This window comes from Nocardia sp. NPDC051787 (assembly GCF_040681325.1).
Classification (GTDB): Bacteria; Actinomycetota; Actinomycetes; order Mycobacteriales; family Mycobacteriaceae; genus Nocardia.
Window position 1 is genome coordinate 192,589 of the sequence record NZ_JBFAYO010000010.1, and the last position, 22,324, is coordinate 214,912.

The following is a 22,324-nucleotide window of genomic DNA, read 5'->3' on the forward strand; positions in this document are numbered from 1 at the left end:
CGCGCCAGGGCGTTCCGGGCGAGATTGATAGTAGACGTCGAAACCGCCTGTGCGGGGGAAAGTTCGAATATTTTCCAATGCGGGGCTGGATGGTAACGACACGCGCTCGATTCCGGGAACGACCGGTGGCGTCCTGGCGTGAATCCGCGAATTGCTTTTAAATTGCCGCTGATTAGCTATCTTAGGCGTTCGGGTTCGCCTGAATCGATCGGTCGTAATACTGATCCGAGTGGAACCGAGCTTGTCACCGGCTTAGTGGCCGGGTCGGAGATCGCGGTGCTCGTCACCGGCCCGGAGGTGTGCCGCGGACGTCCGGGCCGGGAGATCATCGGTGCGGCCGATCTCGGGGACGCGTGGCGCGGGCCTATCGGGCGTGGGAGCGCCCGGTGCCCCGCCGTCCGGATGAGGGTTGGCCGAACTTGTGCGCTGAGCCGGAGCCGATGAACGGCGTCATACCGGCCGTTCTGTGGTGAGCTGATACGTGGTCGTGGGCGTAGATGTCGCCGGTGTGACCAGGTCGCCGGTCATGTGACGTGTCACAGCGGACACATAATGGACATGAGGTGTGGGAAGCTCGTCTGAACACCTCGGGGTGTGTGATGCGGGTCACGTTCAAGCGTAGGGCCAGGAGCGATGGTGAAGTTGAGTGCGAAGGATGTGGTGGGTTCGGTGCAGCGGTTGATGGCAACCGCGCAGAACGGCCTCGAGGTCATCCGCTTCGGCGGATTGACCCATGACGTCGACGCGTCTCCGTTCGAGGTCGTGGAGCGCAGACGCATGTACCGATTGCGCCACTACTTCCCCGACGACACCACCCCCGGCCGTCCCGTTGCCCTGCTGGTTCCTCCGCTCATGGTGAACGCCGACATCTGGGACGTGAACGCCGAAGGCGGCGCCGTCGGCATCCTGCATCGGGGCGGAGTCGATTGCTGGGTGGTCGATTTCGGCTCACCCGCCAGCGAGGAGGGCGGCTGGCAGCGTGACCTCGCCGACCACGTACTGGCGATCAGCAGCGCGATCGACACCGTCACCGAGGCCACCGGCAGCGGCGTGCACCTCATGGGCTACTCCCAGGGCGGCATGTTCGCCTACCAGACCGCCGCCTACCGGTACGGCAAAGGCGTGGACAGCATCGTCACCTTCGGTGCCCCGGTCGACATCGTCGCGGGCATCCCGTTCGGGCTGCCCTACGGCATGGTCTCCGACGTCGCCGACTTCCTGGCCGACCACGTGGTCACCCGGCTGCCGATCACCGACTCCATGGTGCGGATCGGCTTCCAGCTGCTCGATCCGGTGAAGACCGCCAAGTCGAGGATCGATTTCCTGCGTCAGCTGCACGACCGGGAGGCCCTGCTGCCGAAGGAGCGCCAGCGCCGCTTCCTCAACAGCGAAGGCTGGGTCGGTTACGCGGGCCCGGCCGCGGCGGATCTGCTCAAGCAGTTCGTCGCGCACAACCGGCTGATGCTCGGTGGTTTCGTGATCCGCGATCAGCCGGTGTCACTGGCCGAGCTGAAATGCCCGATCCTGGCGTTCGTCGGGGAGGTCGACGACATCGGCCAACCGGCCGCGGTGCGCGGTATCGTCCGTGCCGCGCCGAACGCGGAGGTCTTCGAGGCGACGCTGGTCGCGGGTCATTTCGGCTTGGTGGCCGGGAGCATGGCCACCAACCACACCTGGCCGCTGGTGCGGCAATGGGTCCAGTGGATGGACGGCGGCAAGCCGCTTCCGCCGGAGATCGTGCCGATGGCCGAGCACGTGCCGAACAATCGCCCGCGCTCGGCGGCCACCCGCGTGATCCACACCGCCGCGACCTTGGCGGAGGCGGGCACCGGGGTGGGGAAGGCGCTGGAGGGCATCGCGAACAACACGGTGCGCGGCTCGATCGAGCTGGCGGGCGAGGCGGCGCGGGCGCTGCCCAGGCTGACCCGCCTGGGCATGATCCAGCCGCACACCAGGATCTCGCTCGGCCGCCTGGTCGCCGAACAGGCGCGGCGCGCTCCGCAGCGGGATTTGTTCCTGTTCGACGACCGGGTGCACAGCAACGCCGCGGTCAACGCGCGTATCGACAACGTCGTGCGCGGCCTGGTCCAGGTCGGCGTGCGTCCCGCTATGCGTGTCGGCGTGGTAATGGAGACCAGGCCCAGCGCGCTGGCCGCCGTGGCGGCGCTGTCCCGGCTCGGCGCGGTCGCGGTGCTGCTGGCTCCGAGCAGCGAACTCGGTCACGCGATCGAGCTGACCGGCGTGGAAACCCTGATCTCGGATCCGGAGAACTTGCGGCAAGCCGCCGCCACCGGCGCCAGGGTGCTGGTGCTCGGCGGCGGCGTCGCGCGCGAACTGGCGATTCCCGCCAGTGACCGGATGATCGACCTCGAGCAGATCGATCCCACCCAGGTGCAGCTGCCCGCGTGGTACCGGCCGGATCCCGGGCTGGCCCGCGAGCTGGCGTTCGTGCTCGTCACCGGCACCGGCACCCGGCTGGAGACGAAGTACATCACCAATCATCGGTGGGCGCTGTCGGCGTTCGGAACCGCTACCACGGCCGACCTGAACCGCAGGGATACGGTGTATTGCCTTGCGCCGCTGCATCATTCGTCCGGTCTGCTGGTCAGCCTCGGCGGGGCGGTCGCGGGCGGCAGCCGGATCGCGCTGGCGCGTTCGCTCGACCCGCAGCGCTTCGCGGAGGAGGTACACCGCTACGGCGTCACCGTGGTGACCTACACCTGGACGATGCTGCGCGACCTTCTCGACGCCGAGGTCTTCCCGGCCGGCCATCGCCACCCGATCCGGCTGTTCATCGGCTCCGGCATGCCCGCGGGGCTGTGGCGGCGCACCGTCGAGCAGTTCGAGCCCGCCCGGGTTCTGGAGTTCTACGCCTCCATCGAAGGCGACGTGGTGCTGGCCAACGTGACCGGCGCGAAGCGCGGCTGCAAGGGCAGGCCGGTGCCCGGCACCGCAAAGGTGGAACTGGTGGCCTACGACCCCATCACCGAAAGAATCCTCCTCGACGCGTCCGGTTTCGCCCGGCGCTGCGCGGACAACGAGGTCGGACTGCTGATCGGCAAGGCGTCCGAGGGCGTGGACATCTCCGCGGGCGGTCTACGCGGGGTGTTCACCGCCGGCGACTCGTGGATGCCGACGGAGAACCTGTTCCGCCGCGACAGCGACGGCGACTACTGGCTGATCGACCGCACGGACACGGTGATCCGCACCCGCCGCGGCCCGGTCTTCGGTCAGCCCATCGTCGACGTGCTCAACGACATCACCGCCGTCGACATGGAGGTCGCCTACGGCCTCGACGTCGGCGACCACTGCGTCGCGGTCGCGGCGGTGAGCGTGCGCGAGGGCTTCCGGCTCGAACCCAAGGACGTCACCGAGGCGGTGCGCGCACTGGAGTCCGACCAGCGTCCCGACCTGGTGTACCTGGTGGACGACATCCCGCGCAGCCCGTCCTACCGCCCCTCGACCCGTGCGGTGCAGGAGGCCGGGCGACCGACGCCTGGGCCGGACACCTGGTGGTACAACCGCGCGTCGGACGCCTACGAGGTCCTCACCGAGAGTCGGGCGCGCACGCTTTTCGGCGATTGACGAGGCGCAGTGCTCTCGTCGACCGAGTACTGCCGGTCACATTGCCGAAGCACGGGATTCACCGTCCAATGGCATAGTGAGTCCTTGTGAGAACGAGCCTCATTTACCGCAACGGGACCGTCTATGAGGTGCTGATGCGCGGGTTGTACGGCAGGCATTACACGGCTCGGTATCGCGCCATTGCGGAACTCGTCCCGGCGGGGGCGAGCGTGGTCGATCTGTGCTGCGGACCCGCGACGCTCTACACCCGCTATCTGCGCCGCAAGGCGGTGGCCTACACGGGACTCGACCTGAACGAGCGTTTCGTCGCGCGGGTGACCGAGGCGGGCGGGCAGGGCAAAGTGTGGAACCTGCGTTCCGGCGACCCGCTGCCCGCCGCCGACTACGTGATCATGCAGGCGAGCCTCTACCACTTCCTTCCCGATCCGGGGCCGGTGATCGATCGGATGCTCGCGGCGGCGACCGAGCAGGTGGTCGTCGCCGAACCGGTCCGCAACCTGGCGACCAGCGACAATCCGGTTCTCGCCACCATCGGCAAGCGGTTCACCGACGCGGGTGACGGCGAACAGGCCCACCGCTTCACCGAGCGGACACTGGACGAATTCTTCACCGGGTACGGCCAACGAGTGGTGCGGCAATCCCTGATCGCGGGCGGCAGGGAGAAGCTCTACGTGCTCACGGCGTAAGGCGGCTGGAATCCTCGGCAAGGGCAAGGACCGGGCGGTGGGCGCTGCAGCCAGATCGCGGGGGCCGACGCAGCTGTACGAACTCACCGCACGAGGCGGAATCCGGGTCCGGTGTCGACCGGACCCGGGCCGTTATACCGTGAACGCGGTGACCGCGTCGATGACCCGGCCGACCTGCGCGTCGGTCAGGCCCGGCCACAGCGGCAGGCGTACGACGGTCGCGGAGAACTCCGCGCTGTGCAGGCACGGCCGCGGCGTGCGGCCGAGTTTGAAGCCCGCCGGGCTGGAGTCCAGTGGAATGTAGTGGAACGGCGCCGAGATGCCCTGCGCCGCAAGGTGGGCGATGAGGTCGTCGCGGCGGCGTTCGGTCGGGGTGCGCAGGTAGTACAGGTGCGCGGTGTGTTCGCGGTCGGCGGGCACCGACATGAGGCGCATGTCGTTGCGCCGGGCCCAGTCCGGGAGCGCGGCGGCGTAGGTGTCCCACACGCGGTGGCGCCCGGCCTGGATGGTGCCGAACTCGTCCAGCTGCGCGTCCAGCACGGCCGCGTTCAGCTCGCTGGGCAGGTAGCTGGAGCCGATGTCCTGCCAGGAGTACTTGTCCACCGCGCCGCGCAGGAATCGCGCCCGGTCGGTGCCCTTCTCCCGGATGATCTCGGCCCTGGCCATCAGGATCTCGTCGGTGAGCAGCAGTGCGCCGCCCTCGCCGCAGTGCACGTTCTTGGTGTCGTGGAAGCTGAGCGTGCCCATCGTGCCGATGGTGCCGAGCTGCCTGCCGCGCCAGGTGCCGCCGAGCCCGTGCGCGTTGTCCTCCACGACGGCGAAGCCGTGCGCGTTCGCCAGCTCCAGCAGCCCGGCCATGTCGGCGGCGACGCCGCCGTAGTGGATGACCACCACGGCCTTGGTCCGCTCGCTGATGAGGGCGGCGACCGAAACGGGGTCCAGGTTCCCGGTGGCCGGGTCGATATCGGCGAAGACGCAGGTGGCGCCGCGCAACGCCATGGCGGTGGCGGTGGAGGTGAACGCGAAACTCGGCACGATCACTTCGTCGTCGGGGCCCAGTTCCAGCAGCAGGCCCGACATCTCCAGTGCCGAGGTGCAGGAGGTGGTCAGCAGGGCGTGCGGCGCGCCGGTGATGGTCTTCAGCTTCGCGGTGGCCGAAGCGGTGAACTGTCCGTCGCCGTGGCTGTGGTCGGAGGCCAGCACCGCCTCCAGGTTGGCGAGTTCCCTGCGCGCCCGGAACGGGCGGCTGAAGATGACGCGGTCAGTGTTCAACCCGGTCGGTCCCCCTGCTGGCGGTGGTCGCGGTCAGTTCCGAAGCATCGGCCGGCCGCGGCGTCGGCGTCTCGACGGTGAGATAGAGCGGTTTGCCAACCAGGATGTGCAGGGCGACGCCGAGATACTCGGCGATGAGGCCGAGCGAGAAGAGCACGGCGCCGGAACACAGCAGCAGCACGACGATGGTCGAGGCCCAGCCCTCGGGCGCCCAGCCATCGGTGGTCAGCGCCTCGAACACGACGACGGCGGCCATTACGCCACCGGCCAGGGCGAGCGTGACGCCGAGCAGGCTGACCAGCCGCAGGCCGCGCGTGCCGCTGCACAGCACCATCTTCCAGAACAGGGAGAACAGGCGGCGGTAGTTGTAGCCGGAGTCCTCGCGCCCCTCGGCGCGCAGCATCACCGGCGCCTGCGCGACGGCGCCGACCACCCAGGTCAGCGCGACGTCGAGGTAGACGCCGTTGGAGGCGACCTCGGCGAGCTGCCTGCCGATGTCACCGCGGATCAGCCGGTAGCTTTCGAACCGGGTGGAATCCGGGAACGCGAACAGCGTCGCGAGCACCAGTTTGGCCCCGCGTGAGGTCAGATTGCGCAGGAAGCCGTGCGGCCGGGTGTTGGTCGGTTTGGAGTACACGAGGTCGGCCCGCTCGGCCAGCGCCGTGTCCAGGAACGTGCTGATGAAGCGAGGGTCGTGCTGACCGTCCTCGTCCATGGTGACGATCCAGTCGCCGGTCGCGGCCGACATCCCGGCGATCGTGGCCGCGTCCTGCCCGAAGTTGCGGCTGAGCCAGACCGGGCGCACCTCGGCGTAGGTCTGCTCCAGTTCCTGCAGCACCACGTCGGAACGGTCGGGACCGTGGTCGTGCACGAGGATGATCTCGCTGACGGTGAACGTGATACCGCCGGGAGTTTCGACGGGGCGGGTCAAACCGTGCAATTCGGCGACCAGTCCGGCGATGGTGTCCTCGCCCCGGTACACCGGCACGACCACCGATACCGTGTGCGGCCGGTCCAGGCCGGGCCGAGCCGGATCACCGTTCGTCGCGGGGGCGCCGGAACGGAGTGCACGGGCGGGAGGAATCGGCATCAGCTGGATCGACTTTCGATGACGGTGCGTGCCGGTACTCGTTGCAGGACTGCAGAGCCCGAACCGGTGTGGACTCTAGCACGGTGCGGTTTCCGGCTACCGGAGCAGCTGATCATGCCCTCATCATGGTGGCGCCGCTCGACCGATGCCAAGCCGAGAGCGGCCCTGTAGGGTTTGGAACTCGTGACGGACAGTGCAGTACTCGGCTCGCGGCAGGATGTCTATTCGCGGCGAGATGTCTACCGGTGGGGGGCCATCACCGCGCTCGGAGTGGTGGCGGGTTACGTCGCCGTCCTGCTCGCCAATGTCCGGCATTTCTTCACCGACGACACCGAATCCCAGTACACCTCGCTGTGGGTCGGACTGGGCCGTGCGCTGCGTGAGGGCACTTTTCCGGTGATGGTGCCCGAGCAGTGGATGTCGGGCAACAACACGATGGACGACGCGGGCCTGTTCAATCCGCCGCAGCTGCTGATCGATCTGATCGCGCCCTCGGTGGACAACGTCGCCGTGTACGCCACCGTCGTGAAGCTGATCTTCTCGATCATCGCCGCGCTCGGCGTCTACCGCGTGTGCCTGGTCTACGGCGGGCGTCCGTCCTGGTCGGCGGTGGCGGGTATCGCGCTGCCGCTGTCGGGCTTCTTCCTGTTCTTCGACGAAGCCAGCTGGATGACCGCGCTCACCGGCACCGCGTGGCTGGTGCACGCGTGGGCGGCGTCGGTGCGTTACTCCCGCGGCATCGGCGGGCCCGGGGGCGGTAGCTTGCGTGCCCACGCAGGGCCCCGCGGACGCCGCACCATATCCGGCGGGCCGATCCCGGTTTTCGTCTATCTGTATCTGACCATCTCGACGCAGTACATCTTCCCTGCGGTCGAGGCGGTGCTGATGCTGCTGGCGGTGGCCGTCGGCGAGCTGGTGTACCAGCGCAAGTGGCAGCCCGTGCTGCGGCTGACCGTCGCGGCCGGCTGTGCCGGGCTCGCGGGTCTGCTGACCTTCCTGCCCTCCATGCTCTCGGCGAAGGTGACCTGGCGCGGCACCGCGCAGATCAACAACGACCAGTTCCTCACGGTGCCGTGGTCGGAGTCGCTGAACGCGAGCCTGCCCAGCTCACTGCCTGCGTTCAGCTCATGGTGGGGTTACGTGCAGCCGCTTCCGGTCACCTATATCGCCTGGTTCCTGATTCCGGCGCTGGCGTTCGTCGACTGGCGTCGCGCCAGGGAGGCGTGGCGGGAACTCAGCGCGGTGGCGATCTTCGCGATCATGATGCTGATGTGGACCGCTGGCCCCGGTTCGGTCGGGCCGCTGCGCTGGCCCGCTCGCGTGCTCCCGATGCTGGCCATCGGTCTGCTCGTGCTGGTGTGCGTGCTGCTCGGTCGCTACGGCACGGTGCGGGACGCGAAGAATCGGGGGATCGCGGCGGGCGTGCTGATCCTGCTGCTGTGGGTGCGTTCGTTCTCCGCCGACCCGCACGACTGGGTCTGGCACGTGATCGCGGCGGTCGCGCTCGCCGCGCTGGTGGCCGCGGCGATGTGGCTCGGTCGCACCAAGGGCACCGCGGCGGCCTGCGCATTGACCATCCTCGCGATGTTCCCGATCGCCTACTTCCAGGTCAGCGCCGCGCAACCCACGCCGATGTCCTGGAACCTGCCCGCCAAGCGGTCCGAGGCGAAGGCGGCGTTCCCGGATTTCGCGGGCACCACCATCCAGCTGGGCGACCGTGGTCTGTTGCAACCGCAGGACAAGAGCGTCGACGGTGCCTACGGCTCGCTCGTCTTCGGCAACTATGCCCGGGGGGTCGAACTCACCTACGTCAACGGCTATACGCCGAGCGGGCACTTCTATTTCGGCGAGCTGCTGTGCATGCGCTGGGACGGCAGCGTCTGCCCGGATGCCTACCGGCGGATGTTCGCGCCGGAACCGACTACCGGGCGGCCACTAGTCGACCTGATGAAGCTGGACCGGGTCGTCGTGCAACGCGCGCTGTTCCCGGACGTGGCGAACCAACCCGCGCCGGAAGGCTGGAAGTGGGTGGACTATCCCGGTCATGAGCGCTACATCGCGGTGCTGGAACGAGTGGGCGGTCCGATCTCGACGACCAACGGCCGTGTCGCCGACGCCACGGGCGTGACCGCGACCTCGATTTCCGAAACCGAGACCACCAGCCGGGTGCGGGTGTCCTCGGCCGAGGGCGGCCGGATCGTGTTCTCGCGGCTCGGCTGGCCGGGCTACCGGGTCACCTTGAACGGCCAGTCGCTTCCCATGACGACGGTCGCCAAATCGTTCGTCGCCGTCGAGGTTCCGGCGGGCACGCAGAACGCCGAGCTGGTACTGACCTGGCGTCCGCCCGGCTGGAAGATCGGCATCGCCGCCGCGGTGGCGGGCGTGTTCGGCATCGGCGTGCTGCAGTGGCTGCACGTGCGCACGCGGCGGCGCGAGGAGCCGGAGCCGACCGATGATTCGACTTCCGCCGAGCCGGACCGCGAGTTGGCGGACGTCGTTTCGTGAGGGCGAACGCACGCCCCGCCGCCACCGCGGACCCGAGCGCGGCGGCGGCCGATGGCCCTGCGGCGGGACTGCTGGTGCGCGTCGTGCGCAGGCAGGAGGTTGCCTTCGCCCTGGTCGGCGTGTGCAACACCCTGCTCGGTATCGGTCTCACCGTGGCGTGGCTGGCAGTGCTGGGTGACGCGTGGCCACCGGCCGTCTCCGTCGTGCTGGCCTATGGCATGGGCATCGTCATCGCTTTCGTCCTGCATCGGACCCTGGTGTTCCGGGTGCGGGGCCGGATGCTGCGCGATTTCGCCGGGTTCGTCGTGGTGAATTCCGGTGGGTTGCTGATGAATACGGTGCTGCTCTCGCTGGCGGTCGGGGTACTGCATCTGCCGCGGATTCCGTCCGCGGTGGTGGTGATGGGCCTGGTCGCGGTCGCCAGCTTCTTCGGCCATCGCTACATCTCGTTCCGCCGTCGCCCCGAGGTCCGGTCCGCCGGCGCGTCGGGGTAGGCCGCACGGCCGGGGCGGCCGAGCCTGCGTCGTGTGGGAGTCCGACGCGCGGTACACCGCGGAAGACCATGGCGTCGCCTACCCGGCACGGGCTGGCCGGGATAGCGCAGTGTTGCCTGTAGGGTCTGTGACTCGTGGCCGAACGTAGAACCTTCGCTTCGCGAGAAGTTTTCACCTGGGGCATCGTCACCGCGCTCGGTGTGGTCGCGGGATACGGAGCGGTTCTACTTGCGAACGTTCGCCATTTCTATACCGACGACACCGAGTCGCAGTACGCGCCGCTATGGGTGATGCTGGGTCGACACCTGCGCGAGGGACGGTTTCCCGCGCTCGTTCCCGAACACTGGATGGCGGGCAACTACACCATCGAAGAGGCGGGCCTGCTCAATCCGCCGCAGCTGCTGATCGATCTGATGGCGCCTTCGGTGGACAATCTCGCCCTGTACGCCACGGTGGTGAAGTTGATCTTCGCGATCATCCTCGGGCTCGGCGTCTATCGGATCTGCCTGGCCTACGCGGCGAAGGCGCCCTGGGCGGCCGTCGCGGGCGTCGCCATCCCGTTCACCGGATGGCTGCTGTTCTTCGACGAATCCAGCTGGATGACCGCGTTCACCGGCACGGCCTGGCTGGCCAACGCGTGGGCTTCCGGCGTGCGTTACGCCCGCGGGAACAGCGGGCCGATCCCGACGTTCGTCTTTCTGTATCTGGCCATCTCGGTGCAGTACATCTTCCCCGCGGTCGAGGCCGGTCTGATGATCGGCGCCGTCGCGATCGGCGAACTCGTCCACCAGAAGGCGTGGCGGCCGTCGCTGCGCTTGCTCGCGGTGGCCGCGTGCGCCGCGCTGGCCGGTTCGGCGACCTATCTGCCGAGCATGCTGTCGGCGAAGGTGACCTGGCGCGGCACCGCGCAGATCAACAACGATCAGTTCTTCACCGTGCCGTGGTCGGAGTCGCTGAACGCGAGCCTGCCCAGCACGTTGCCCGCGTTCAACTCCTGGTGGGGCTACGTGCAGCCGATGCCGGTGGTCTACATCGCGTGGTTCCTGATTCCGGCGCTGGCCTTCGTGGACTGGCGTAAGGCGCTCGACTCGGCGCGCGAACTGGTCGCACCCGCCCTGTTCGCGGTGATGGCGCTGATGTGGACCGCGGGTCCCGGCGCGATCGGTCCGCTGCGCTGGCCTGCCCGCGTGCTGCCGATGGTCGCGCTCGGCCTGCTGGTGCTGGTGTGCGTGCTGCTGGGTCGTTTCGCGACGTTCGACGACTGGCGGCGGCGTGGTATCGCGGCCGCTGTGCTCGTCGGTCTGTTGTGGGCGCGATCGTTCTCGGCCGCTCCGCATGAGGTGATCTGGCACGTGGTCGCGGCGCTGGGCGTCGCGGCGCTCGGAGCGGGCGTGGTCTGGCTGGCCCGCGGTCGCGGCGTGGTCGCCGCGTGCGCGCTGGTGATCGTGTCGGTGTTCCCGATCGCCTACCTGCAGGTATGGGCGGCGCAGCCGACGCCGATGGGCTGGAATCTGCCGGAGAGCCGGTCGGAGATGAAGGCGGCGTTCCCCGATTTTCCCGGGACGACGCTGCAACTCGGCGACCGCATGCTCATCCCCCGGGACGAGCGGAGCCTGGGTGGCGCCTACGGGTCGCTGGTGTTCGGCAATTACGCCAAGGACCTCGAGCTGACGTATGTCAGCGGATACACCCCGAACGGGCATTACTGGTTCGGCGAGACGCTGTGCATGCGGTGGGACACCAGCGTCTGCCCCGACGCCTACCGGCGCGCTTTCGCGACCGAACCGGCCACCGGCAAAACCATCGCCGACCTGATGAAGATCGACCGGGTAGTGCTGCATCGCGCCCTGTACCCGGACGCACGCGAGCAGCCCGCGCCACCGGGTTGGACATGGGTGGACTACCCGGGACACGAAAAGTACATCTCGGTGCTGGAGCGCAGCGACGGCCTGATCTCTACCCAGAACGGCCGAATCGCGGCCGTCGAGGGCGGGACCGCGAGCTCGATCGGCGAATCGGACACCACCAGCCGGGTGCGACTGAGTTCCCCGGCTGGCGGACGGGTCGTGTTCGCCCGGCTCGGCTGGCCGGGCTACCACGTGACGCTCGACGGTCGTGAAATCCCCTCCACACTCGTGGCGAAAACGTTTGTCGCCGTGGATATTCCGGCTGGCACGACGGGCGGTGAGCTGGTGCTGACCTGGCGGCCGCCCGGCTGGCAGCTGGGCGTGGCCGCGGCACTGCTTGGCTTGGTGGGCCTCGGACTTTTGCAATGGGCGTATCTGCGCGGCAGGCGGCGGACGGACCGTTCGGTCGACGCGACCGATGAGCCCGCGCTACCTGATTCCGCTGCCACCCCGGAGTCCGATCTGGCGGACGCTGTCCGATGAGCGCGGGCGCAGCGGCGCGGGCGAGGATCATGCGGCGTCTCGACGCCACGAACGCGATGGCGCCTCTCGCCGCGTTCGCGACGAACGCCGCGCGCGGCGGGGATCCGGACCGGGGGCCTTTGCTGCGATTGGTGCGGCGCCAGGAGATCGCGTTCGCGGTCGTGGGCATGGTGAACACCGGGCTCGGCATGGCCCTGACGGTGATGTGGCTGGTAGTGCTCGGCAATCGGGTACCCGCCGCCGTCGCGCCCGCCGCGGCCTACGGCGTCAGCGTGGTCGTGGCGTTCGTCCTGCACCGGACCCTGGTGTTCCGCGTGCGGGGTCGGCTGGTCCGCGACTTCGTCGCGTTCGTCGCGGTGAACTCCGGCGGGCTGCTGATGAACATGGCGCTGCTCCAAATGGGGGTCTCGGTCCTGCATCTGCCGAGCATCCCGTCGGCGATCGCGGTAATGGCGCTGGTGGCGGTGGCGAGTTTCTTCGGGCACCGCCACATCTCGTTTCGCCGCACGCTCGCACCCGCCACGGACGGTTCCCTATCCGATTCGGCCGGAAGGTAGGTTTCCAGTTATGCCTGAGCACACCACCCTGGATGCCACACTGCTGAGCCTGCTGGCCTGCCCGCAGGACAAGGGCCCGCTGCGGCTGGTCCGTGCCGCCGACGGCAGCGCGCTGCTCTACAACCCGCGCCTGCGCCGGGCATACCCCGTCGAGAACGGCATTCCGGTGCTGCTCATCGACGAGGCCAGGGACGTCACCGACGCCGAGCACGAAGCGTTCACCGCGCCGCAGGCCGACATCTGACCCTGCCGTACGTTCCGCTGAACTCCTCTCTGCCCGCTTCCAGGCGCGCGAGGTCGGCACTCGGCAACGGATGAGTCACGTTCGTTTAAGACCGTTGACCCTCCGAAGCCGGGTCCGCCATGATCATTTACACCTCGCGAAGGTCCGCACGCTCCGGCGTCGGGCGCTCGAACCAGCCTGCTGAGCAACACAGGGGGCGTAAGGGGAGAGAGGTCGGGAACGTAATGGGCAGCTCGCGTTTACGTAACTGGACAGCTCGATGTGCGATTGCCTGCGGTGTGGTGTCGGCGGGGCTGGTGATGGCCGCGCCCGCATCGGCCGAACCGCTCTGGCCGGGAGGCCCGGACATTCCCGGTCTGCCCGCACTGATTCCGCCGCCACCGCCCGTGGCACCCTGTTCCATCGCCGCCCGCGCGTGTATGCGGCTGTCGACCGACGAAGCCTGGCTGATGGACGAGGGCCGGGTGGTCTACGGTCCGACGCCGATTTCGCACGGGATGCCGGGATACGAGACGCCGGCCGGTGTCTTTCGCGTGTCGTTCAAGAAGGAGTTCCACTGGAGCACGATGCACAACGCTCCGATGCCGTACGCGGTCTTCTTCAACGGCGACATCGCCTTCCATGTCGGCCCGATCGAGAAGAAGTCGCACGGTTGTGTCCGGATGACACATGAAGGCGCGAAGGCGTTCTACGAGTACTTGTGGCCCGGTGACATCGTCGAAGTCGTGGAATGACCGGCCGCGGTGATCGCCGAGGTCACCCGGACGCCAGTTCTTCTCCGATGTCCCCGGTCAGGTAGCGCTGCAGCGTCGGGCCCACCGCCGCGACCAGGTCGGGCGCGGGCATGGACGCGAGCGGTTCGACGCCGATGATCTTGCGACCCACCAGCACGCCGATCATCTGCGAGGCGACCAGTGCGACCCGGCTGCGCCCGTCGTCGTCCGGGGTGGCGATGCGCTTGCGGACACGTTCCAGCACGACGTCCAGCAGGAACGTTCTGGCCAGGGCCGGGTCGTCGCTACCGGCCAAGATGCTGCGCACCACCGCGACGACACCGGGACCCGCGGGGGAGTCCCACACCCCGAGTGCCGAGCGAAGGATGGTCTCACCCAATTGATTCAGCGGCGCCGACTCGAGGTTCCGCAAAATCTGCTCCGGATCCACCGGCAGCTCCACCACCGCGGCGAAGAGCTGTTGTTTGGTGCCGAAGTAGTGGTGCACCAAGGCCGGATCGACCCCGGCGTCGGTGGCGACCGCGCGAATCGAGGTCTTGTCGAAGCCGACGTCGGCGAACCGCGCGCGGGCGGCCGCGAGGATGGCCTCGCGGGCGCCCGACTGTCCCGGCCGGCGGCCGGTGCGGGTGGGCCGCTCGGTGCCGCCGGAACCGTTGCCTGCCGTCACGCGGTCCGCCGTCGTAGCGTCGCCGCGCCCAGGACCAGGGCGACGATCGCGAATCCGGCGACGATGGCCAGGTCACGCCACATCTGTCCGGTGACCTCCGGATGCGTCGAAACCTGTTGCAGCGCATCGACCGCGTAGCTCAACGGCATCACGTTGCTGATCACCTCCAGCCAATCCGGCAGCTGGCCGCGGGGAACGAGCAAGCCGCACAAGAAGATCTGCGGCGCCACCACGACCGGCATGAACTGTACGGCCTGGAACTCCGTGCGCGCGAACGCGCTTGCCAGCAGCCCCAGAGCCACCCCGCAGATCGCGTCGACCACCGCGATCAGCACGATCCAGCCGGGGCTGCCCGCCGCGTCGAGCCCGAGCAGACCGAAGGAGACCAGGCAGGCGACGGTGGCCTGCGCGGCCGCGGCCAGCGAGAAGGCGGTGCCGTATCCGGCCAGCAGGTCGAGTTTCGACAGCGGTGTGGACAGCAATCGCTCCAGCGTGCCCGAGGTGCGTTCGCGTTGCATGGCGATCGCGGTGATCAGGAACATCACGATGAACGGCAGGATGCCGAGCATGCTGATGCCGACCCGGTCGAACAACGAGACCGGGTTCATGGGATTGGTCGGGGTGTCTTTGTAGATGAAGTACAGCAGCGCCATCAGCAGGGCTGGAACCACCAGGATCATGGCCACGGTGCGGTGGTCGTTGCGCAGCTGCCGCAGGATGCGGCCGGTGGTCGCGGCATAGGGGCGCAGCGTCGGCGTCCGCCGCGGCGCGGCTTCGAGGGTGGCGGTCATGCGTTCGGTCCCATCGTGATCAGGGTGAGGAAGGCGGTCTCCAGGTTCTGTTCGCCGGTCCGTGCGCGCAGTTCGTCCGGACTGAGCTGGGCGAGCAGCCGCCCTTCGCGCATCAGCAGCAGCTGGTCGCAGTGCTCGGCCTCGTCCATGACGTGGCTGGACACCAGCAGCGTCGTCCCGTTCGCCGCCAATTCGCGGAACTGCTTCCAGAGCTCGACGCGCAGCACCGGGTCGAGCCCGACCGTCGGTTCGTCCAGGACCAGCAGGTCGGGCTGGGCGACCAGCGAGCACGCGAGCGAGGCCCTGGTCTTCTGGCCGCCGGACAGCTCGTCGCCGCGCTGGTGGGCGTTCTCTGTGAGGCCGACCGCCGTGATCGCGTCGTCGACGTCGGCCCGATCACGGCCGTAGAGCGCGGCGAAGTACGCGACGTTGTCGCGGACGCTGATATCGGAGTAGATGCTCGGCGCCTGGGTGACATAGCCGATGCGGTTGCGCAACGCCGCCGAGCCCGCCGGTAGTCCGAGCGCGGAGATGTCGCCCGATTCGACGATCTGGGTGCCGACGACGCAGCGCATCAGCGTGGTCTTGCCGCAACCCGACGGGCCGAGCAGCCCGGTGATCGAGCCGCGCGGGATGGTCAGCGAGACATCGTGCAGTACTTCGCGGCCGCCGCGGCGGACCCGCAGGCCCCGGACTGCGACGGCGGGGGAAGAGGTGGATTGCGACACGGTCGCCTCAATTCATCGAGTGTTGAATTCACTGTGTGATGAATTTAGCGCGCTCGCGGCCGGTCGGCAAGGGTGTCGCGGTGGAAAGTCAGTCGCCGTGGTGGCGCGGCGGCGTCCCGGCGGCCTCGCCCGGGTTCACGACCACGAACTGGCCCATCATTCCGAGGTCCTCATGCCAGAGCAGGTGGCAGTGATACATGTAGGCCGAGTCCGGATCGGCTGGGCCGTCGAACCGCATGGCCAGCCGCACCGTGACGTTCGGCGGCAGGAAGACGGTGTCCTTGGCGCCGGTCAGCGCGGCGGGCGGTGGGCCGTCGTCGACCGCGAGCACCCGGAATTGCACGTCGTGGATGTGGAAGTTGTGCGGCATACCGTCGTTGTTGCGCACCACCCAGGTCTCGGTGGTGCCGCGGGTGACCGCGAAATCAATGCGGTCCATTGCCATCGGTGTGCCGTTGATCCCGGCGAGATTCAGGTCGAAACGCCGTTCCAGTGTCGAATCGGCGCCGTCCGGCGCGGTGGGGAGCGCCAGCGTCGCGGGGAGTTCCGGTGACGGCCGCAGGGTCTCGGCCGCGCGCAGTTCGAGGATGTCGAAGGTGTCATCACCGCCGGAAAACCGCTGGGTCCAGAAATCCAGTCCGGCGTCGAGTTTGCCGCTGCGCAGCACCGTTCGCTCGCCGGGCCGCATCCGCACGACGATCTCACCGCGCTCGCCCGGCGACAACCGCAGCCGATCGAGGGTGATCGGTCGTTCCACGAGGCCGCCATCGGTGGCGATGAGCGCGAACGGTCGCTGGTCGGAGAGTTCGAACGTATACGTGCGCGCGGTCGAGGCGTTGAGCAGACGCAGGCGGACGAGTTCGTCGCCGACGTTCCGGTGCGGTGTCAGCGTCCCGTTGACCATGGTCCGATCGCCGAGGAATCCGACGTCACGGAATATCGCGTGGGCGGAATCGAACGCCGCGCCATCGAACTTCACATCCTGGACGATCACGGGCAGGTCGTCCACGCCGTAGGTCGCCGGAAGGGGCAAGGAGGTGGAAACGTCGTCGTCGAGCAGGAACATGCCCGCGAGACCGCGCCGGACGTGGTCTTCGGTCGCGCCATGCGGATGTGGGTGGTACCACAGCGTGGCCGCGGGTTGATCGATGCTCCAGTTCGGCGTCCAGCTCGCGCCCGGCGCCACTATTTGGTGCGGGCCTCCGTCCATGGCCGCGGGCAAATGCATCCCGTGCCAGTGCACGGTCGAGGCCTCCGTCAGATTGTTGCGGACGGTGACCGCCACCTTCTCCCCACGCCGTGCCCGCAGCGTGGGTCCAAGATAGGCGCCGTTGAATCCCCAGGTCTCCGTGCTTTGTCCGGGAAGGAATTCCCTTCGCCCCGAACGCATATCGAGCTCGAAGGTGCGGGCTCCGTCGGGGTCGATCCGCGACGGTGCCAGCGGAGGGATGGCGAGTTCGTCGCGGAATTCCGCACTGCCGACAGTGGATACGGTCGCTTCGACATACACCCAGATGACGCCACCGGCGATCACGAGAGCCAGTGACATCACGACCGAGACGAGAACCAGGAGCAACCGCCGCCCTCTGCGCGGCCGGGAATCCGAAGACATGGCCTGACGGTAGAAACGGGCGGTGCCACAACACATCCGGGAGCGTCCCCATTTTCCTCCCCCGTCTGCCCCTGATGCCCCGTGCCGGAGCGGTCAGGGTATGGAGCGGCCCACCCTGGGCAGCGTCGCCGACACGAGCATCGTCCCGGTGGCGCCGACCATGCGTGGACCCTCGTCAGCCCGGGCACCGCACACCGGTTCGCCGGGCAGCGACACCCCCCCCGGGTGACGCGGCCGGAGACCGGCACGGCCCCCACTGGTCCGCGCGCGATATGGCCGCCCGCGCTCTAGGCTCCTGCCGTGACCACTCAGAGCGCGGAACTGTCCGCCGAGGGCGGGCAGCTGCGGGCTTCGACGCTCGAGCTGTTCTTCGATCTCGTCTTCGTCTTCACCATCACCCAGCTTTCGCACGTCTACACCCATCACCCGGGCTGGCAGGCGCTCGCCCAGGTGGCGCTGCTGTTCGGGGTGATCTGGTGGATGTACTCCGGCTACGTCTGGCTCACCAACGAGGTCGCGCCGAACAGTACGGCCCGGCGGAGCTGGCTGATGGTCGGCATGTTCGCGTTCTTCGTGCTCGCACTGGCGATTCCGGACGCGTTCCACGGCACTGGCATCGCGTTCGGTGCGGGGTACGTCCTGGTCACCGCCGTGCATACCGCGCTGTTCGTCTCGGCGGGCGGCGCCTCGGCCACCCTCGCGATCCGGCGGATCGCCCCGCTCAACGGATTGGCGGCCGCACTGGTGCTGGCGGGCGGTTTCGTGCACGGCTGGGTGCAATACGCGTGCTGGACTTCGGCGTTCGCGGTTCAGGCGATCAGTCCGTATCTCGTGGACACCCAGGATTTCGTCATCCGTGCCAGTCATTTCTGCGAGCGGCACGGGTTGGTCGTCATCGTCGCGATCGGCGAATCGATCGTCGCCATCGGTGCGGGGCTGGCCGGGGAGCAGGTCACCCCGCAGTTGATCGCCACGGTGGCCCTCGGCTTGTGCCTGGCGTACGTGCTGTGGTGGGCCTACTTCGGCGTCGACGACGAGCGTGGCGAGGAAGCGCTGGCGGCGGTGCCCGACCGGGAACGCTCCCGACCAGCCGTGCTGGCCTACGGCTATTCGCTGTATCCGCTGCTCATCGGCGTCATCGTGGCGGCCGCGGGCATTCAGATGAGCATCGCCCACGGCAACGAAGCCGCCTCCGTCGCGGTGGCCGCCGCCCTCTCCGGTGGCGTCGCCCTGTACTTTCTCGGCCAGTTCTTCTTCCGGTTGACGCTGCGTCTGCCGCGCCCATGGGCGCGGCTGCTCGCGGCAGCCGCCGTCGCCGCGACCACGCCGATCGGCGTCTACTGGGTGTCGTGGGCCCAGCTGGCCGCGATCGTCGTGGTCGCCTACGCGGCGGTGATCGCCGACGACCTGGTCACGGCGCGCTCAGGCCAGCACGGCAAGTACTTCTGAGTGGGTGGCGCAGATCGACCTCGGCTCTGCTCCGTGCTGTCGCTGAGCTCACCGGGCTCGGCGCAGCGATGCAGGCACATGCTCGGTGCCGGAGAACGCCAACGGGATGCGTACCCATGCCCACGACAAGGCGATGACCTGGCGTTGCAGCCGCCAGGTGCCAGGCAGGTCTCCAGCGGCACCACCGTGCGAACCCGTTCGAGCGACTGCACGCCGGTCGCGCCCGTCGAGGAGAATGGCGGTCGTGTCCGCTGAAGAACTCGCTGTCGAACCGCCCGCTGCCGCCCGCCGTCTGCTCGGGGCAACCATGAGGTCGGGGCCGGTCGCGGTACGGATCGTCGAAGTCGAGGCGTACGGGGGAGACCCCGCGGGGCCGTGGCCCGACCCGGCCTCGCACTCCGGGCGCGGGCGGACCAAGCGCAACGGCGTGATGTTCGGTCCCGCCGGAATGCTGTACGTGTATCTCAGCTACGGCATGCACACCTGTGTGAACGTGACGAGCGGACCGGACGGCACCGCCAGCGCCGTGCTGGTCCGATCCGGCGAGGTGATCGACGGACTGGAGACGGTGCGAGCCCGGCGTCCCGGCGCCCGTTCCGATCTCGACTTGGCCCGTGGCCCAGGCAATTTCGGTACCGCACTGGGAATCACACTGAGCGACTATGGAACCGCGCTGTTCGATCCGTCCTCCGCGATCCGGCTGGAGTTGAACGGCCCGGTCGATGCCACCGAGATCGCCAGCGGTCCCCGGGTGGGTGTGAGCACCGCGGCGGACGTGCCGTGGCGGTTCTGGCTCTCCGGCTCCCGGGCGGTGTCGGTCTACCGGCGCAGTCCGCGTGCGCCCCTGCCGACGACGAAGGTGGTATGACCACCAGGCGAGGGATTTTCGCCGCGCCGCGATGAATTCCCGTGCGGCACACCGTTCTATCAGGTGAACGCGCTACCACTCGACGCGACCGACCTGAAGGAGAGCACAATGACCGCCGTCGCCGCTCCCGCCGTCGCCGCCCGCCCCGGCAAGGCGCTCAACCGCACCCTGTGGACACTGCAGATCCTGCTCGGTCTGTTCCTCATCATCGCGTCGGGTCTGCCGAAGGTGGTCGGCCGATCCGACGCGGTCCGGATCTTCAACGAGATCGGACTCGGCGATTGGTTCCGTTACCCCACCGGCGTCGTCGAGATCGCGGGCGGAATCGGCCTGCTGGTGCCCCGGTTGAGTGGGCTCGCCGCGGCGGGACTTTCGGTCACCATGGTGCTCGCCGCGGTCACCCAGGCATTCATCATGAACGCCCCGGCCCTGGCGCCGTTCCCGCTGGTGCTGGCCGTGGTGTTCGCCTGGATCGCCTACGAACGCCACGACAGCCTCGCCACCCTGCGGGAAACGCTCACCCGCTGAGCGCCGCGTCGGTGACGACGGTCGGCGGACTCCGGTCCGCCGAGCGTCCCGTCGTGTTGGCAAGAAGGTTCCCGTATCAGGTCCGTCGGCGCGACGACTCCAGCTGGTGCGAACCGGGTCGTGACAACCAGCAATGTCACGTGAGCGAGTGACTGCGAGTGGTAGCGGTTACCCGCACGATCTCTCCGGCGGGGCAGCGGCAGCGGGTGCTGATCGCAGCCGTGCCGGTGTGCGCACCGGACCTGGTCATCGCCGCACCCGATCAGCGCGCTCGTCGTCGGCCGCGTGCCGACGACTCGATCACTGCGGAGCGGAGCATCCGGAAAATCGTTCGACCTGCGCCGCGTCGCGTCACGACACTGAGGCGCACACCGGACCCCAGACCTCATGCGGAAAGATAGGACGGCGTGAGCGGCGACATCATCGACGAACTGACCTGGCGCGGGTTGATCGCGCAGTCCACCGACCTGGATGCCTTGCGCGCGGCGGCGGCCGCCGGGCCGCTGACCCTGTATGCCGGCTTCGATCCCACCGCCGCCAGCCTGCACGCGGGACACCTGGTGCCGTTGCTCGCGCTGAAGCGTTTCCAGCGTGCGGGGCATCGCCCGATCGTGCTGGCCGGCGGCGCCACCGGTCTGATCGGCGACCCTCGCGACGTCGGCGAGCGGACCATGAACTCGACCGACACGGTGGCGGAGTGGGCTGGGCGGATCCGCTCCCAGCTGGAGCGCTTCGTGGATCTGGACGATTCGCCGACCGGCGCGGTGATCGTCGACAACATGGACTGGACCGGCCCGCTGACCGCCGTCGACTTCCTGCGCGACGTCGGCAAGCACTTCTCGGTGAACGTCATGCTGGCCCGCGACACCATCAAGCGGCGCCTGGACGGTGAGGGTATTTCCTACACCGAGTTCAGCTACATGCTCCTGCAGGCCAACGACTACCTCCAGCTGCGCCGCAACTACGGCTGCACGCTGCAGGTGGGCGGCTCCGACCAGTGGGGCAACATCATCGCGGGCGTCGAGCTCAACCGCCGCGTCGACAGCGCGTCCGTGCACGCGCTGACCGTCCCGCTGGTGACCTCCGCCGACGGCAAGAAGTTCGGCAAGTCCACCGGCGGCGGCAGCCTGTGGCTCGACCCGGAGATGACCAGTCCCTACGCCTGGTACCAGTACTTCGTGAACACCGCCGACGCCGACGTGGTGCGCTACCTGCGCTGGTTCACCTTCTTGTCCCGGGAGGAACTCGACGAGCTGGAGCAGGCGACCGCCGAGCGCCCGCACGCCAGGGAGGCGCAGCGCAGGCTGGCCGCGGAGATGACGACCCTGGTGCACGGCGAGGCGAACACCCGCGCGGTGCAGCTGGCCAGTCAAGCGCTGTTCGGTCGCGGCGAACTGCGCGACCTCGACGACGCGACGCTCGGTGCCGCGCTGCGCGAGGCCGCGATCGATGGCGAGGTCGCGCGGATCGAGCCCGGCGAGCCTGCCACCATCGTGGATCTGCTCGTCGCGACCGGTCTGTGCGAAAGCCGCGGCGCCGCGCGGCGCACGGTGAACGAAGGCGGGGCTTCGGTGAACAACACCAAGATCTCCGACCTCGAGTGGACTCCCGCCGACGCCGACTACCTGTACGGGCGGTGGCTCGTGCTGCGGCGCGGCAAGAAGAACCTTGCCGGGGTCTTGCGGGCAGGTGCGTGAAGATCGCGGTGGCTTGAATCACATCGGTGTGATTCAAGCTCCCGCTCGACTCAGGTGCGGGCCTGTGACCTGCGAAAACACCTCGTTGTTCAGGCGATTTGACGTAGCGTTATCCGCCGCGTAACTTATTCCAAGTCAGAGCGACACGGACACCGACCCGGAGCAGGGAAGCGAGGCGCGAGCCGAGCGGACGGACCGGGAAACGAGGTAGTACGAGGAGCGCCTGACAGGCCAGCACAACCGGATAGGCCGATCGGACTTGATTTCGCTCGGTTCCTTGGTTAGACTGGGAAAGTTGCCCCAGAGAAGGTTCGGCTAGTCCGGATCGAATCTGTGTGCGTGTGTTCTTTGAGAACTCAATAGTGTGTCGATGAATGTCAGTGCCAAATATTTTTTGGTTCCGGCTCTTCACTCCCCGTGTGGGGGG

Annotated in this window: 18 protein-coding genes; 12 read left to right on the forward strand and 6 right to left on the reverse strand. The window is 68.3% G+C overall.

Annotated elements, in window-relative coordinates:
- Nucleotides 1-633 precede the first annotated feature (633 nt).
- Nucleotides 634-3,585 (forward strand): AMP-binding protein, encoded by a 2,952-nt coding sequence (locus AB0M45_RS13680; protein ID WP_364327331.1) that lies wholly within the window; start codon nucleotides 634-636, stop codon nucleotides 3,583-3,585.
- Between the two features lie 86 nt (nucleotides 3,586-3,671).
- Nucleotides 3,672-4,271, forward strand: a complete 600-nt coding sequence (locus tag AB0M45_RS13685; RefSeq protein ID WP_364327334.1) for a class I SAM-dependent methyltransferase — start codon at nucleotides 3,672-3,674, stop codon at nucleotides 4,269-4,271.
- A gap of 132 nt (nucleotides 4,272-4,403) precedes the next feature.
- On the opposite strand, the gene rffA is transcribed toward AB0M45_RS13685, so the two are convergent.
- On the reverse strand, nucleotides 4,404-5,543 hold the full coding sequence (rffA, locus tag AB0M45_RS13690; RefSeq protein ID WP_364327337.1) for a dTDP-4-amino-4,6-dideoxygalactose transaminase: 1,140 nt from the start codon (nucleotides 5,541-5,543) through the stop codon (nucleotides 4,404-4,406).
- Nucleotides 5,533-6,633, reverse strand: coding sequence for a glycosyltransferase family 2 protein (locus tag AB0M45_RS13695; protein WP_364327340.1), 1,101 nt, complete (start codon nucleotides 6,631-6,633; stop codon nucleotides 5,533-5,535). Before AB0M45_RS13695 ends, rffA begins: the two co-directional genes overlap by 11 nt.
- Nucleotides 6,634-6,903: 270 nt before the next feature.
- On the opposite strand from AB0M45_RS13695, the gene AB0M45_RS13700 reads away from it, so the two are divergent.
- From AB0M45_RS13700 to AB0M45_RS13725, 6 genes are all read left to right on the forward strand, one after another.
- Nucleotides 6,904-9,138, forward strand: a complete 2,235-nt coding sequence (locus tag AB0M45_RS13700; protein WP_364327403.1) for a hypothetical protein — start codon at nucleotides 6,904-6,906, stop codon at nucleotides 9,136-9,138.
- Complete coding sequence (locus tag AB0M45_RS13705; RefSeq protein WP_364327343.1) at nucleotides 9,135-9,632, forward strand: GtrA family protein; 498 nt, start codon at nucleotides 9,135-9,137, stop codon at nucleotides 9,630-9,632. The genes AB0M45_RS13700 and AB0M45_RS13705 overlap by 4 nt, the downstream gene beginning before the upstream one ends.
- 134 nt (nucleotides 9,633-9,766) lie before the next feature.
- Nucleotides 9,767-12,022: a hypothetical protein gene (locus AB0M45_RS13710; RefSeq protein ID WP_364327346.1), complete on the forward strand. Its 2,256-nt coding sequence runs from the start codon at nucleotides 9,767-9,769 to the stop codon at nucleotides 12,020-12,022.
- On the forward strand, nucleotides 12,019-12,579 hold the full coding sequence (locus AB0M45_RS13715; protein WP_364327350.1) for a GtrA family protein: 561 nt from the start codon (nucleotides 12,019-12,021) through the stop codon (nucleotides 12,577-12,579). Before AB0M45_RS13710 ends, AB0M45_RS13715 begins: the two co-directional genes overlap by 4 nt.
- Before the next feature lie 10 nt (nucleotides 12,580-12,589).
- Nucleotides 12,590-12,823: a Trm112 family protein gene (locus AB0M45_RS13720; RefSeq protein ID WP_364327353.1), complete on the forward strand. Its 234-nt coding sequence runs from the start codon at nucleotides 12,590-12,592 to the stop codon at nucleotides 12,821-12,823.
- 278 nt (nucleotides 12,824-13,101) lie between these two features.
- Nucleotides 13,102-13,557, forward strand: coding sequence for a L,D-transpeptidase (locus tag AB0M45_RS13725; RefSeq protein WP_364327356.1), 456 nt, complete (start codon nucleotides 13,102-13,104; stop codon nucleotides 13,555-13,557).
- A gap of 22 nt (nucleotides 13,558-13,579) precedes the next feature.
- Here AB0M45_RS13725 and AB0M45_RS13730 read toward each other — a convergent pair whose 3' ends face one another.
- From AB0M45_RS13730 to AB0M45_RS13745, 4 genes are all read right to left on the reverse strand, one after another.
- Nucleotides 13,580-14,224, reverse strand: coding sequence for a TetR family transcriptional regulator (locus tag AB0M45_RS13730; RefSeq protein ID WP_364327359.1), 645 nt, complete (start codon nucleotides 14,222-14,224; stop codon nucleotides 13,580-13,582).
- Nucleotides 14,221-15,015, reverse strand: a complete 795-nt coding sequence (locus tag AB0M45_RS13735; protein WP_364327362.1) for an ABC transporter permease — start codon at nucleotides 15,013-15,015, stop codon at nucleotides 14,221-14,223. Before AB0M45_RS13735 ends, AB0M45_RS13730 begins: the two co-directional genes overlap by 4 nt.
- A complete protein-coding gene (locus AB0M45_RS13740) occupies nucleotides 15,012-15,743 on the reverse strand; it encodes an ABC transporter ATP-binding protein (protein WP_364327365.1) in 732 nt (243 codons plus the stop codon). The genes AB0M45_RS13735 and AB0M45_RS13740 overlap by 4 nt, the downstream gene beginning before the upstream one ends.
- 88 nt (nucleotides 15,744-15,831) lie before the next feature.
- Nucleotides 15,832-17,355: a multicopper oxidase domain-containing protein gene (locus tag AB0M45_RS13745; protein WP_364327368.1), complete on the reverse strand. Its 1,524-nt coding sequence runs from the start codon at nucleotides 17,353-17,355 to the stop codon at nucleotides 15,832-15,834.
- A 300-nt stretch (nucleotides 17,356-17,655) separates the two neighbouring features.
- On the opposite strand from AB0M45_RS13745, the gene AB0M45_RS13750 reads away from it, so the two are divergent.
- From AB0M45_RS13750 to tyrS, 4 genes are all read left to right on the forward strand, one after another.
- Nucleotides 17,656-18,804, forward strand: coding sequence for a low temperature requirement protein A (locus AB0M45_RS13750; protein ID WP_364327371.1), 1,149 nt, complete (start codon nucleotides 17,656-17,658; stop codon nucleotides 18,802-18,804).
- A gap of 235 nt (nucleotides 18,805-19,039) precedes the next feature.
- Entirely contained in the window at nucleotides 19,040-19,672 is a 633-nt protein-coding gene (locus tag AB0M45_RS13755) for a DNA-3-methyladenine glycosylase (RefSeq protein ID WP_364327374.1), read from the forward strand.
- 108 nt (nucleotides 19,673-19,780) lie between these two features.
- Complete coding sequence (locus tag AB0M45_RS13760) at nucleotides 19,781-20,200, forward strand: DoxX family protein (RefSeq protein ID WP_364327377.1); 420 nt, start codon at nucleotides 19,781-19,783, stop codon at nucleotides 20,198-20,200.
- Between the two features lie 407 nt (nucleotides 20,201-20,607).
- On the forward strand, nucleotides 20,608-21,897 hold the full coding sequence (gene tyrS, locus AB0M45_RS13765; RefSeq protein ID WP_364327380.1) for a tyrosine--tRNA ligase: 1,290 nt from the start codon (nucleotides 20,608-20,610) through the stop codon (nucleotides 21,895-21,897).
- The last annotated feature ends 427 nt before the right edge of the window (nucleotides 21,898-22,324 follow it).

Excerpts from the sequence above, each read along its gene's own strand:
- AB0M45_RS13680 (WP_364327331.1), top strand. The coding sequence starts at position 634 with ATGGTGAAGTTGAGTGCGAAGGATGTGGTGGGTTCGGTGCAGCGGTTG.
- AB0M45_RS13695 (WP_364327340.1), bottom strand. The coding sequence starts at position 6,633 with ATGCCGATTCCTCCCGCCCGTGCACTCCGTTCCGGCGCCCCCGCGACG.
- AB0M45_RS13715 (WP_364327350.1), top strand. The coding sequence starts at position 12,019 with ATGAGCGCGGGCGCAGCGGCGCGGGCGAGGATCATGCGGCGTCTCGAC.
- AB0M45_RS13720 (WP_364327353.1), top strand. The coding sequence starts at position 12,590 with ATGCCTGAGCACACCACCCTGGATGCCACACTGCTGAGCCTGCTGGCC.
- AB0M45_RS13735 (WP_364327362.1), bottom strand. The coding sequence starts at position 15,015 with ATGACCGCCACCCTCGAAGCCGCGCCGCGGCGGACGCCGACGCTGCGC.
- AB0M45_RS13745 (WP_364327368.1), bottom strand. The coding sequence starts at position 17,355 with ATGTCTTCGGATTCCCGGCCGCGCAGAGGGCGGCGGTTGCTCCTGGTT.
- AB0M45_RS13755 (WP_364327374.1), top strand. The coding sequence starts at position 19,040 with ATGGCGGTCGTGTCCGCTGAAGAACTCGCTGTCGAACCGCCCGCTGCC.
- AB0M45_RS13760 (WP_364327377.1), top strand. The coding sequence starts at position 19,781 with ATGACCGCCGTCGCCGCTCCCGCCGTCGCCGCCCGCCCCGGCAAGGCG.